This window comes from Rhizobium sp. ZK1 (assembly GCF_047782645.1).
Lineage (GTDB): Bacteria > Pseudomonadota > Alphaproteobacteria > Rhizobiales > Rhizobiaceae > Rhizobium.
The window spans coordinates 51142-63915 of sequence record NZ_CP180586.1 but is presented as its reverse complement, the minus strand read 5'-3'; the positions used below and the strand labels follow the sequence as shown (position 1 = coordinate 63915).

The window sequence follows — 12774 nt, the reverse complement described above, 5'->3', positions numbered from 1 at the left end:
GATATGTCGCTATAACGCCTTGAATCCAGATATGATCTTGTCCGAAAAATCATTCCATTTTACGGGCGCATGCTGTAGATCGGGTGACAACCCGCCAACCGCAATTCCGGAGACTCCGTCGTCTCCACGATAAAGATCGAAGTTTAAGGAATTCTCATGAGCGTCACCGACCTAGCATCCCTCGAGAAGACCATCGAAACCGCCTTCGACAATCGCAACAATGTGAACACGTCGACGAAGGGTGAAGTGCGCGATGCAGTCGAGGCGGCTCTCAATCTGCTCGATGAAGGCAAGGCACGCGTGGCCGAACGCGGCGCCGATGGTGCCTGGAAAGTCAATCAGTGGCTGAAGAAGGCCGTGCTCCTGTCCTTCCGTCTCAGCGACATGGAAGTCGTCAAGGGCGGTCCCGGCCAGTCGACCTGGTGGGATAAGGTTCCCTCGAAGTTCGAAGGCTGGGGCGAAAACCAGTTCCGCGCCGCCGGCTTCCGCGCCGTGCCTAACGCGGTCGTTCGCCGCTCGGCCTATATCGCTCCGAATGCGATCCTGATGCCGTCCTTCGTCAACCTCGGCGCCTATGTCGGCGAAGGCACGATGGTCGATACCTGGGCGACCGTCGGCTCGTGCGCGCAGATCGGCAAGCATGTGCATCTTTCCGGCGGCGTCGGCATCGGCGGCGTTCTGGAGCCGATGCAGGCCGGCCCGACGATCATCGAGGACAATTGCTTCATCGGCGCCCGGTCGGAAGTCGTCGAGGGCTGCATCGTGCGTGAAGGTTCCGTGCTCGGCATGGGCGTCTTCATCGGCAAGTCGACCAAGATCGTCGACCGCGCCACCGGCGAAATCACCTATGGCGAAGTACCGCCCTATTCCGTTGTCGTCGCCGGCTCGCTGCCGTCAGACAAGACGATGGCAAACGGTCAGCAGGCGCCGAACCTCTATTGCGCTGTGATCGTCAAGCGTGTCGACGAGCAGACCCGTTCCAAGACGGGCATTAACGAACTGCTCAGGGATTGATGACAGCCCGGAACTGATCCGGTAAACAGTCGGCGTCTTTTTGGGCAAGGCGGTCTGCGCCTTGCCACGTCTTTGCCATTCCCACCGGATAATTCGACCACCATGACCGCCACGAATCCTGTTGCCAATCTTCAGAAGTTGATCCGCTGCCCGTCCGTGACGCCGGCAGAAGGTGGCGCACTTTCGGCGCTGGAAGCGATGCTTTCGCCGCTCGGTTTCAAGATCGAACGAATGATTGCGCAAGAGGCCGGCACGCCCGACGTCGAAAACCTCTATGCCCGCCTCGGCACCGAGGGACCGCATCTGATGTTTGCAGGCCATACCGATGTCGTGCCTGTCGGCGACGAAGGCGCCTGGACGCATCCGCCCTTTGCCGCCGAGATCGCCGGTGGCGAGCTTTTCGGCCGTGGCGCGGTCGACATGAAAGGCGGCATTGCCTGCTTTGCCGCAGCCGTTGCCCGGCATGTCGAGAAGCATGGCGTACCGAAGGGCTCGATTTCCTTCCTGATCACGGGCGACGAGGAAGGCCCGTCGATCAACGGTACGATCAAGGTTCTGCAATGGGCCGCCGAACGCGGCGAGACGTGGGATGCCTGCGTCGTCGGTGAGCCCACCAATCCGAACAAGCTCGGCGACATGATCAAGATCGGCCGTCGGGGTTCGCTCTCCGGCAAGATTGTCGTGCATGGCGTGCAGGGTCATGCCGCCTATCCGCACCTCGCCGACAATCCGGTGCGCGGCATGCTGCAGCTGACCCAGGCGCTCATGGATCCGCCCTTCGATGCCGGCACCGACAATTTCCAGCCGTCCAACCTCGAAGTCACGACTATCGATGTCGGCAATCCGGCGACGAACGTCATTCCGGCCAAGGCTCTAGCAAGCTTCAACATCCGCTTCAACGATACCTGGACGGCAGATACGCTGCGGGCCGAGATCATCCGGCGCCTCGATGCGGCGGCTGCGGACGGTATATTGCGGCCGGGCCGCGAGCCGGTGAAATATGAGATCATCTGGGCCGACCGGCCGAGCCACGTCTTCCTGACGCGCAACAATGCGCTGATCGCCTCACTGTCCTCGGCTGTCGAGAGCGTCACCGGTGCATCGCCGGCGCTGTCGACGACGGGCGGCACGTCTGATGCGCGCTTCATCAAGGATTATTGCCCGGTCGTGGAATTCGGCCTCGTCGGCCAGACCATGCATATGGTCGACGAGCGCGTCGCCATTGCGGATCTGGAGACGCTGACGGCGATCTACGAAACCTTCATCGAACGTTGGTTTGAGAATGCCGGGGTTTGAGAATGCCGGGCTTTAGAGAGGTTCAATATTATCTCGCCGGCATCTGGTTGCTGATCAAGCTCGATCCGCGTGGTTTCCGCTTCCTCGACATATCGGATCGCGGCGTCAACCGATCCTTCTGGGCGATCATCTGGTGCCTGCCACCAATGGGTATTTCGTGGCTCTGGTGGCGCAATGCCTATCTCCGCTCCATGCCGCCGGAAACCGATGTCGGATTTCCCTTCTACTTCCGGCTTGGGCTTGTAGAACTTGCGAATTGGTTCGTGCCGCTGGTCTTTGCCGGTCTGCTGCTGCTTGCCGTCCGTATGGGCGAGCGTTTCGCGCCTGTCGTCGTCGGCGTCAACTGGCTCAACGTGCCGCTCGCCTATATCAACGGGCTGTTGCTGGCGTTCGTGTTCTTCCTGCCGGGCTCGGTTGGTGTCGTATCGCTGCTGCTGCTCGTCTTCATGCTGGCGCAGGTCTTCGTGCTGGCGCGGATCCTTAGGATGATCTGCCATGGCCATGCCCTGATGGTCGGAGCGCTCACGCTGGTGCTGCTGGTGCCATCGATGATGCTGTCGGAATATCTCCAGAACTTCCTCGGCATCTATCCGGCGTGATCAGCGCGGATTGACGATTTCGCCTTCTTCCTTGGTGAAGGTTCCGATATCCGGATTGGGCAGAATCTCCAGCACCGCTTCGGACGGCCTGCACAGGCGCGCATCCTTTTCCGTCACGACGATCGGTCGATGATGAGGATTGGATGCGCCATCATTACGTCGAGCAGACGCTCGTCGGTCAGTTCGGGATTATCGAGCCCGAGTTCGTCATAAGGTGTTCCCTTCTGGCGAAGAAGATCGCGGGCGGACATGCCCATGGCGGCGATCAGCTCGACAAGCTCTTCTCGCCCCGACGGCGTCTTCAGATATTCGATGGTCTCAGGCTCTTCGCCGGAGTGGCGGATCGTGGCCAGCGTGTTGCGGGAGCGCCGCAGACCGGATTATGACAGATCGTCACCGTCATCGTTTTCATCCATCGGCTTGCGGCGATCGGTGATCACCTCGGGATAATCCACCTGCATGAAATAGAGCCCGTCCGGCGGCGCCACGGGACCGCAGGCCTTGCGATCGCGTGCGTCGAGTGCCGCCCGCACATCATCTGACGTCCACTTGCCCTCACCCGCCAGTTTGAGCGTTCCGGCGAAGGAGCGGATCTGGTTGTGCAGAAAGCTCTGTGCGGTGGCGCGAATTTCGATCAGTTCGCCATTGCGGGTCACGTCCAGCCGGTCGAGCGTACGCACCGGACTGTTTGCCTGGCAGTGGGCCGAACGGAACGTCGAGAAATCGTGCTTGCCGACGAGCCTCTGGGCTGCGGCATGCATGACCTCGTGATCCAGCAGCTTCGGCACCCACCATGCCTTGCCCGCTTCCAGCGCCAGCGGCGCGCGACGGCTGATGATGCGATAGAGATAGTGCCGGCGGAGTGCGGAAAAGCGGGCGTCGAAGAACGCGCTCGTCACCTCGACACTGAGGATCGCCACCTTCTCGCGAGCAAGCTTCAGATGAGCATTCAGTGCATTCTGAAGCTTGAAAGGCGACCAGTCCTTAGAAAGATCGGCATGGATGACTTGACCCATGCCATGAACGCCGGAATCGGTGCGTCCCGCACCGCGAATCGAAACGGTATCGCCACTTGCCGAAAAGATCGCCTTTTCGATTGCGCCCTGCACCGATGGGCCGTTGTCCTGCCGCTGCCAGCCGACATAGGGGCCGCCGTCATATTCGACGATCATGCGGTATCGCGGCATCAGGCGAGCCTCGTGCCCGCGGCAAGCGGCGTACCGTGAAGGAAGTCGCCGGCGGCGAGCGGTTTGCCACCGGCCTTCTGCAGCCTTGTAAGGCGGATGGCGCCCGCCCCGCAGGCTACCACGAAATCGTCGGTCAGAAGTGTGCCGGCCGCCCCCTCACCCGCCGCAAGTTCGGAGCCGAGCACCTTCACGCGCTCAGCTTTACCGTTGATCTCGAGTTCGAACCAGGCTCCCGGGAAGGGTGCGAGGCCTCGGATATGATTGTGAACGTCTTTGGCGTCGCGGCTGAAATCGATGCGTGTTTCCGCCTTGTCGATCTTGGCGGCGTAGAGCACGCCTTCGGCCGGCTGGGGGGTGAGCGGCAGATCGTCCATCTCCAGCTTGACCATGGCTTCGGCCATCGCCTTTGCGCCAACATGCATCAGTCTATCGTGCAGTTCGCCCGATGTCATGTTCACGCCGATCTCAACTTCGCGGGTCAGCGCGACGTCGCCGGTATCGAGACCCTTATCCATCTTCATGACCATCATGCCGGTCTTTTCATCGCCGGCCATGATCGCCCGCTGGATGGGCGCAGCGCCACGCCAGCGCGGCAGCAGCGAGGCATGGCCGTTATAGCAGCCGTAACGCGTGCCGGTCAGGATAGCCTCGGGCAGTAGCAGGCCATAGGCGACGACGACGCCGACATCAGCATTAAGCGCGCGGAAACGTTCACGCTCTTCGGGATCTTTGAAATTGACCGGCGTAAAGACCGGCAGGCCGAACAGCTCAGCCGCCTGGTGTACCGGCGATTTCTGGAGATCGAGCCCACGCCGTCCACCGGGACGCGGCGGCTGGGTATAGACGGCGACGATCTGGTGGCCCGCCTCCACAAGCAGGCGCAGCGTCGGGACGGAAAACTCGGGCGTTCCCATGAAAACGATACGAAGAGACATTCTATCTCACCAATTGAGGATCAACCGTCTTCAAACGGGTTTGCCGGCTCACAATCAAGCCCGCTCGAAATCTTTCGTATATGCCGCTGCCAGCCGGCCTAGAGCGCCTTGGACTTGGAAGCCTTGGTGAACTTCTTGATCACCATTTCGCGCTTCAGCCGCGAGATATGATCGATGAAGAGCACGCCGTTCAGGTGATCGATCTCGTGCTGGAGGCAGGTCGCCAGAAGCCCATCGGCCTCTACGCTCTGTTCCTTGCCTTCGCGGTCCAGATATTTGACCGTGACTTTCGCAGGGCGTTCGACCTCCGCGTAGTAGTCGGGAATGGAAAGGCAGCCTTCCTCATAGACGGACCGGTCGTCCGAGGAGCTGACGATCTCCGGATTGATGAAGACGAGCGGCTGTTTATCCTCGCCTTCCTTCGACAGATCGATGACGAGCATGCGGCGCGCAATGCCGATCTGGATCGCAGCAAGGCCGATGCCCGGTGCGTCGTACATGGTTTCCAGCATGTCGTCGGAAAGCCGCTGGAGATCGGCATCGACTCGCTCGATCGGCTTGGAAACCTGACGGAGAACCGGATCGGGAAGAATGATGAGTGGCTTGATGGTCATGGCGTTCCCATAACCCATCTTTTCACACTAGGGAATCATCCGCCGGGCAGGGATTGCGGTTTTTTGCAGCGCCTGCCCGATTTTGTCCGGATTGTCAGGCTGCGCGGCGAGCGACACCCGCGGCCTGACCGCCTTCGGCGCGTGCGCGGAAACGCTGCAGCAGTTCGATGAGGTTTTCGACTTCATCCTTCAGCCTGCGGGTTTCGGCGGACGTACGCTCGACCATGCCGGAATTCTGCTGGGTGATGGTGTCCATATTGCGGATCGCCACGCTCACCTCGTTGACGCCGGTCGCCTGATCGCGCGCGGCGGCGGCGATATCGGCAACGAAGCTGTTGATGATGTCGATGCGGCTGATCATGTCGCTCAGCGCCTCACCGGTGCTGCTGACGATGTTGACGCCCTCGTTCACCTGCGTGGAGCTTTCGGAGATCAGGTTCTTGATCTCCTTGGCGGCATCGGCCGTGCGCTGGGCAAGCTGACGAACCTCCTGTGCGACGACGGCGAAGCCCTTGCCGGCATCACCGGCACGGGCGGCTTCGACGCCGGCGTTCAGCGCCAGCAGGTTGGTCTGGAAAGCGATCTCATCGATGACGCCGATGATCTTGGCGATCTCGGTGGAAGACTTCTCGATACCGGCCATGGCCGAAACGGCGCTGGTGACGAGTTCGCCGGAATTCTTGGCTTTCTCCTGCGTTTCGCGCACGGCGCCAGATGCCTTCTCGGCATTGGCAGCAGTCTGGCTGACACTGACGGAAAGCTGCTGCAGCGCAGCCGAGCTTTCTTCGACGCCGGCTGCCTGCTGCGCTGTGCGCAAGGCGAGATCGTCCGTCGCCTTGGACATCACATCGGCGCCTTCGAGAATGTGGCTGGAGGTCGCGCGGACGGAGGTGAAAGAATCGCGAAGAGCGTTGACGGCCCTGTTATAGTCTTCAGCCATCTGGCGAAAATTGCCGGGCAGATGGGCAGGAAGGGTCGCTTCGAGATCGCCGCGCGACAGCGCTTCGAGGCCGCGGCGCAGATGTTCCAGCGCCAGCGCCTGATCTGCTTCGGAGCGGGCGCGTTCTTCTTCCAGCGCGTGGCGTTTTTCCTCGAGCGCCTGGAGATAGACGGAGATGGAATAATCCATGTCGAGCATCGCTGCCTTGATGACGGCAGTCAGCTTTTCGGCGAGCGCCTTTCCCTGCTGGCGGGCAAAGAACGATGGCCACTGCTTTTCCATCAGGCCCCGGACGAGCTCCGACATGACGAGCGCATAACCGCCGATATACCAGCGCGGCTCCAGGCCGATACGGGCATGGGTGCGGCCGACGGCCGTAACGCCGTTCACATAGCGCTCGTCGAAATTGCCGCCCGAAAGATTGCCCCAATGTTCCTGCTGACGCTTCTTGGCGTGGCCCATATGGGCCTTGTCGGAGAAAAAGCCTGCGACAGCCGGGGTCTTTGCAAGCTTGCCGTAAAATTTGTCGAGTGCGCCGCCGAGAAGCTCCGAGATCGCCGGCCGCAGCTCCCGGAGGTTCTTGCGCGCCTCATCGTCAAGCTCAATGAAGTCAAGGCGCTGCCTGAGGGCATTGTCGGTCTGCTGGGGAGTCATGGACGATCTCTATCTGGCGCGGATGCGGAGGGAATAACGGCGCCAGATTTGGCGAATATGGTTGAGCAATCGTTAAGCGCATCGCTGATTTTTCTTCTGTTACAGCGAAGTAGCTGGATAGTGCCAAAAAGGCCAACGCGGATTGTTCACGTTTTGATCTGGATATCGCCGGCCATTTTGTTATGGTGTGGTATGACAATGACACCCGACTCACTCACCATTTCCCTGCCCATACTGAGCCCTGGCGTGCTTGCGGTCGCTGGCGGTGCGCTCGCCGTCATCATTCTCGTGACGATCGTGTTTGCGCTGCGCAGCGCCGGCATTCGTCGCGAGGAGGCAGAAGAGGCCCATCTTCGCGCTGCAGAAAGCGAAGCGCGCATGGCCGAACTTCTAAAAATCCAGGCCGAGATGCAGGGGCGCATCTCGACCATGACGGAAGTCTTTGGTGCACGGCAGGCCGAACTCAATCATGCGATCAACCAGCGGCTCGACGGCATGTCGCAACGCATGAACTCGACGCTGACCGAGCAGACAAAATCAACGCATGACAACCTGCAGAAGCTGCAGGAGCGCCTCGCGGTGATCGATGTCGCCCAGAACAATATCCAGACGCTCGCCAAGGATGTCGTGGGGCTGCAGGCCATTCTTTCCAACAAGCAGACGCGCGGGGCTTTCGGCCAGTCGCGCATGGAAACGATCGTCGCCGATGGCTTGCCTATGGGCGCCTATGCCTTCCAGCAGACGCTTTCCAACGGCTCGCGGCCGGACTGTACGATCCGGATGCCGAACGGGGCACCGCCGCTGGTCATCGATGCCAAATTTCCGCTCGAAGCTTGGAACGCGATCCGCGATGCAGGCGGCGCAGACGACGGCAAGCTTGCCGGCCAGCAGTTTCGCCGAGACATGGAAGTCCACATCAAGGATATTTCCGAGAAATATCTGATCCAGGGCGAGACGCAGGACACGGCTTTCCTCTTCGTTCCCTCGGAATCGATCTTCGCTGAAATTCACGAGAATTTCGAGGCGATCGTGCAGAAGGCTCACCGCGCACGCGTCGTCATCGTCTCGCCTTCGCTCTTGATGCTGTCGATCCAGGTCATCCAGGCCGTTCTGAAAGACCAGCGCATGCGGGCACAGGCGCATGTCATCCAGGGCGAAGTCGCCCTCCTCATGGACGATCTCGGCCGGCTCGACGAACGCGTACGCAAGCTGCAGGGACATTTTTCCCAGACGCAGCGCGACGTGGACCAGATCATTACCTCGGCGGACAAGCTCACCAAGCGCGGCGCGAAGATCGAGGCGCTGGAATTTGAAGCGAGTGGTGACGGCAAGCAGCCGCAGGTGAGTGAGCCGCCGGCGAAATCTGTCGAAAGCAGGACCGGACTGCTCAAGCTCAGGGTGGTTGACGAGGAGTAATCACTTCGGCAGTGTCGCGCCCGAAGCAAGGGACGGACATTCCATGATCACAGTATTCGGCTCCATCAATATGGACCTCATCGCCACCACCGAGCGCCTGCCGAAGCCCGGCGAAACCGTTGCCGGCAACAGCTTTGCGACGGCAGCCGGCGGCAAGGGCGCCAATCAGGCGCTCGCTGCCCGACGCGCAGGCCGCTATGTCCATATGGCGGGCGCTGTCGGCAAGGATGCCTTTGCCGACAGCGCCCTTGAACTGCTAGATGGCGCCGGCACCGATCTTTCCCTCGTCAGCCATGTCGAGGGGCCGACGGGCACAGCCCTCATTCTCGTCGGCGGCGACGGCGAGAACATGATCGCCGTCATTCCCGGTGCGAACGGCAAGGTCAACGGCGACAGCGCCGAGGCCGCCGTCAGCGCCATGAATGAGGGCGACATACTGATGCTGCAGCTCGAAATCCCAGTCGAGGCGGTCGAGCGTGCGCTTGCCGCCTCTCGCGCAAAGGGCGTCACCAGCATTCTCAATCTTGCGCCGCTCATTCCGGATGCCCCGCGCCTCGGTCGGCTTGCCGATATCGTCATTGCCAATGAGACCGAGTTCGAGCGGCTGGCGGGACAGGAAAACATGAGCGCCGACGATCGCGAAGCGGCATTGGAGCGGCTGCATGCGGAGACTGGCCAGACCTTGATCGTCACGCTCGGAGGCGATGGGGTCATCGCGATCCGGGGTGGCGAGATTTCTCGCGCGCAAGGCCTGATCATCGAACCTGTCGACACGGTCGGAGCAGGCGATACGTTCTGTGGCTACTTCGCCGCAAGCCTCGATGAGGGACTGGATTTCAACTCGGCGTTGCGCCGTGCAGCGGTTGCCGGCTCGCTCGCCTGCCTGAAGCCGGGGGCTCAGCCCTCCATTCCGCTCGCAGCCGAAGTCGCAGACAGAATATAGTCCAGTCTAGCCGCGAACTGGCCATCAAACACGACCCCTAGTTTTGGTGTAGCATGCAGGATTTGCCGCCGAGATATATAGAATTTCATTCAAATTTAAGAGGTTTCTGGCGATCCTTCGGGTAATCGCCGCCTCGTTCATCTTCGAGGCGGTCACTCCCCATGGCAGCTCCATGATAGAGCGTGCCTTACCCGCTGCGCCGGAGAATGGCCCTTCGGTGCGTCCTTGCCCCGAGGAACCTATGTTCATTTTCAGAATGAAATCGCTTGCGGCGAAGCTCATTGTCATTACCGGTGCCGCCATTGCACTGGTGCTTGTCGTTTCGAACCTCTTTCTCATCAACCAGACCCGTAACCGCGTCCAGACCCTGACACTGGATCAGGCCAACTCCGAAGCCAAATCGATCGCCAACGAGATTGCAGCCAATGTCGGCGAGCTTGCGAGCGCTGCCCGCACCATGTCGGGCGTCGTCGGACGCGGGCATGAAGGCAAGATCCTCGATCGCAAGGGCATCATCAGCATTCTGAAGGCCAATCTCGAACAGAACGCTTTCGCCTTCGGCAGCTGGTTCTGCGAGCAGCTTGGCGCCTTCGACGGCAAGACCACTGAGATCGCCAACAACACCGATGAAGGCACCAACAAAGTCGGGGCCTTCACGCCCTACTGGTCGAAGACCAGGACCGGCGACATCCAGTTCTCGACCTTCGACAACGATTACGCCGCCGAATGGTGGAAGCTTGCTGCCAATAGCGGCAAGGGCGCGATCACCGCGCCCTACCTCGCCGAAGGCACCGACGTTCCCACGCTGCTGACCTCGATTGCCTATCCGGTCATGTCCGGCGGCAAGATGATCGGCGTGGAAGGCGTCGATATTTCGCTGAAGTCGCTCACCGACAAGGTGCAGGCGCTGCGCCCCTTCGGCTCCGGCCGTGTGACGCTGATCGCCCAGAACGGCAACTGGATCGTTGCTCCACTCCCCGATCTGATGTCCAAGCCCTATGGCGACAATCCTGGCTCTGCCGACGTGAAGGCTGCGCTTTCGTCCATGAAGGTCGGCCTCGTCAAGAACCTCAGCTTCGATGGCCTCGATCCCTTCGACCGCGTCGTCTATCCCTTCGCCGTCCCCGGCCTGAACGCCAACTGGGTCGTGCTGGTCGACGTTCCGCACACGGCGATGAATGCGCCGGTTCAGGACCAGACCTTCATGATGATTGTCAACGGCATCATCGTGCTGGGCGCCGTCCTAGTCGCCCTCTACTTCGCTGTCCGGTCGCTTGTTCAGCGTCCGCTCGCTGGCCTGGTTTCCAGCGTCAAGGCGCTGAGCGACGGAAAATACGACGAAACGGTCGCCGGCCAGAACCGCGCTGACGAAATCGGATCGGTCGCCAAGGCTCTCGAAGGCTTCCGCTTCGCGCTTGCCGATACGCGGCGTCTCGAAGCCGAGGCCGACAACCAGCGCCTCGCCGCCGAAACCGAACGCGGTCGCTCGGAATCGGAGCGCCAGCAATCAGTCAGCCTGCAGCGTCACATCGTCTCGATCGTTGGTGCAGGCCTTTCCGAACTCTCGCAGGGCAATCTCGGCCACCGCATCACCGAGGAATTCCCCGGCGAATACGGCAAGCTGAAGCAGGACTTCAACGCTGCGCTCGCTAGCCTTGAGGAAACCATCAACACGATGAGCCTCAGCGTCGTCAATATCGGCTCCGGCACGGGTGAAATCAGCAACAGCGCCTCCGACCTTGCCAAGCGTACCGAACAGCAGGCCGCAAGCCTGGAAGAGACGGCAGCAGCGCTCAACGAGCTGACCGCCCAGGTCAATTCCAGCGCCGAGAACGCCCGTACGGCCGCTGACAACGTCAATCTCGCCTGTGAAGACGCCGAGAAATCAGGTGAAGTGGTGCAGAAGGCGATTGCCTCCATGCACGGTATCGAACAGTCGTCGACGGAAGTTTCGCGCATCATCGGCGTCATCGACGAAATCGCCTTCCAGACGAACCTCTTGGCTCTGAACGCTGGTGTCGAGGCTGCGCGCGCCGGTGAAGCCGGCAAAGGCTTTGCAGTCGTCGCACAGGAAGTCCGGGAACTCGCTCAGCGTTCAGCGAATGCCGCCAAGGAGATCAAGACGCTGATCAACACCTCAGCCGTCCAGGTCAAGGAAGGCGTCGACCTCGTCGGGCGCGCCGGCGAGACGCTGCACAAGATTGCCGAGCAGGTGATGGGCATCAATGGCCTCATCCGCCAGATCTCGGCTTCGGCCAGCGAACAGGCCGTCGGCCTGAAGGAGATCAACCAAGCCGTGAACCAGATGGACCAGGTCACGCAACAGAACGCCGCGATGGTGGAAGAAACGACCGCAGCCAGCGTGACACTGAACGACGAGGCTCAGACGCTGAAAACACTGGTCACCCGCTTCCGTGTCTCCAGCCAGGGCAATGCCGCGGCAGCACTGCGCTCCACCGCACAGCAGACGCGCGCACCGGCTGCGCCGACACCACGCGCCGCTGCTCCGGCACCGCGCCGGGCCGTTGCCCAGTCCCGCGGCTCGGCCGCTGTGGCCCAGGACAATTGGGAAGAGTTCTGATGCTGATCGCGTGACAAGAACAGGCGCCTGATCGGTCGGGCGCCTTTTTGCATTCCGGATAGATCGCCAGCCTTCAGGCAGCGTTCGACGTCTGCTCTTCGTTGAGGAAGGCATAAATCGCCGAGGCGGAGTCGGTCGCGCGCAGCTTGGCGACCAGATCATGGTCGCGCAGCACGCGGGCGATGCGGGAAAGCGCCTTCAGATGATCGGCGCCGGCGCCTTCCGGTGCCAGCAGCAGGAACACCAGATCGACCGGCTGGTCGTCCAGCGCTTCGAAATCGACCGGCTGTTCCAGCCGGGCGAAAATACCGACGATGGCGTGGATATTGACAAGCTTGCCGTGGGGAATGGCGATGCCGTTGCCGACGCCGGTCGAGCCCAGGCGTTCGCGTTGCAGGATCACATCGAAGATTTCCCGTTCGGAAAGCCCCGTAGTCCTGGAGGCTTTTGCTGCCAATTCCTGAAGCAACTGTTTCTTGGAATTTACCCTGAGGGCCGGAATGATCGCATCCTGGTGCAGCAAATCTGCCAATGCCATTTCTTTTTCCTTCTGTCGCCAAGATCAAGCTTCCGAGGGAGCGGCGCCCTGCGCCAC

Annotated in this window: 11 protein-coding genes and 1 pseudogene; 6 read left to right on the top strand and 6 right to left on the bottom strand. The window is 61.0% G+C overall.

Annotated features, from left to right (window positions below; genetic code table 11):
• The first annotated feature begins 156 nt into the window (after positions 1-156).
• From dapD to ACK9YZ_RS00310, 3 genes are all read left to right on the top strand, one after another.
• On the top strand, positions 157-1014 hold the full coding sequence (dapD, locus tag ACK9YZ_RS00320) for a 2,3,4,5-tetrahydropyridine-2,6-dicarboxylate N-succinyltransferase (protein WP_416065279.1): 858 nt from the start codon (positions 157-159) through the stop codon (positions 1012-1014).
• Between the two features lie 102 nt (positions 1015-1116).
• Positions 1117-2310 carry a succinyl-diaminopimelate desuccinylase gene (dapE, locus tag ACK9YZ_RS00315; protein WP_216756855.1) on the top strand — a complete coding sequence of 398 codons (1194 nt, stop codon included), beginning with the start codon at positions 1117-1119 and terminating at the stop codon, positions 2308-2310.
• Between the two features lie 2 nt (positions 2311-2312).
• Positions 2313-2909, top strand: coding sequence for a hypothetical protein (locus ACK9YZ_RS00310; protein ID WP_216756854.1), 597 nt, complete (start codon positions 2313-2315; stop codon positions 2907-2909).
• Here the strand turns inward: ACK9YZ_RS00310 and arsC are convergent.
• From arsC to ACK9YZ_RS00285, 5 genes and pseudogenes are all read right to left on the bottom strand, one after another.
• Positions 2910-3312, bottom strand: a pseudogene (gene arsC / locus ACK9YZ_RS00305) (arsenate reductase (glutaredoxin)).
• Positions 3290-4096, bottom strand: coding sequence for a tRNA pseudouridine(38-40) synthase TruA (truA, locus tag ACK9YZ_RS00300; RefSeq protein ID WP_416065278.1), 807 nt, complete (start codon positions 4094-4096; stop codon positions 3290-3292). Before truA ends, arsC begins: the two are co-directional and overlap by 23 nt.
• Positions 4096-5031, bottom strand: a complete 936-nt coding sequence (fmt, locus tag ACK9YZ_RS00295; RefSeq protein WP_416065277.1) for a methionyl-tRNA formyltransferase — start codon at positions 5029-5031, stop codon at positions 4096-4098. The genes truA and fmt overlap by 1 nt, the downstream gene beginning before the upstream one ends.
• A gap of 98 nt (positions 5032-5129) precedes the next feature.
• The gene (gene def / locus ACK9YZ_RS00290) at positions 5130-5645 is read right to left on the bottom strand and encodes a peptide deformylase (RefSeq protein WP_183727998.1); all 516 of its coding nucleotides are present in this window, start codon (positions 5643-5645) and stop codon (positions 5130-5132) included.
• Between the two features lie 94 nt (positions 5646-5739).
• Entirely contained in the window at positions 5740-7239 is a 1500-nt protein-coding gene (locus tag ACK9YZ_RS00285) for a globin-coupled sensor protein (protein WP_216756851.1), read from the bottom strand.
• 192 nt (positions 7240-7431) lie between these two features.
• On the opposite strand from ACK9YZ_RS00285, the gene ACK9YZ_RS00280 reads away from it, so the two are divergent.
• From ACK9YZ_RS00280 to ACK9YZ_RS00270, 3 genes are all read left to right on the top strand, one after another.
• Positions 7432-8655 carry a DNA recombination protein RmuC gene (locus ACK9YZ_RS00280; protein WP_216756850.1) on the top strand — a complete coding sequence of 408 codons (1224 nt, stop codon included), beginning with the start codon at positions 7432-7434 and terminating at the stop codon, positions 8653-8655.
• A 43-nt stretch (positions 8656-8698) separates the two neighbouring features.
• Positions 8699-9598, top strand: a complete 900-nt coding sequence (locus tag ACK9YZ_RS00275) for a ribokinase (protein WP_416065276.1) — start codon at positions 8699-8701, stop codon at positions 9596-9598.
• A gap of 241 nt (positions 9599-9839) precedes the next feature.
• Positions 9840-12179, top strand: a complete 2340-nt coding sequence (locus tag ACK9YZ_RS00270; protein ID WP_416065275.1) for a methyl-accepting chemotaxis protein — start codon at positions 9840-9842, stop codon at positions 12177-12179.
• Between the two features lie 73 nt (positions 12180-12252).
• On the opposite strand, the gene ptsN is transcribed toward ACK9YZ_RS00270, so the two are convergent.
• Positions 12253-12717 carry a PTS IIA-like nitrogen regulatory protein PtsN gene (ptsN, locus tag ACK9YZ_RS00265; protein WP_216756847.1) on the bottom strand — a complete coding sequence of 155 codons (465 nt, stop codon included), beginning with the start codon at positions 12715-12717 and terminating at the stop codon, positions 12253-12255.
• Positions 12718-12774: the final 57 nt, after the last annotated feature.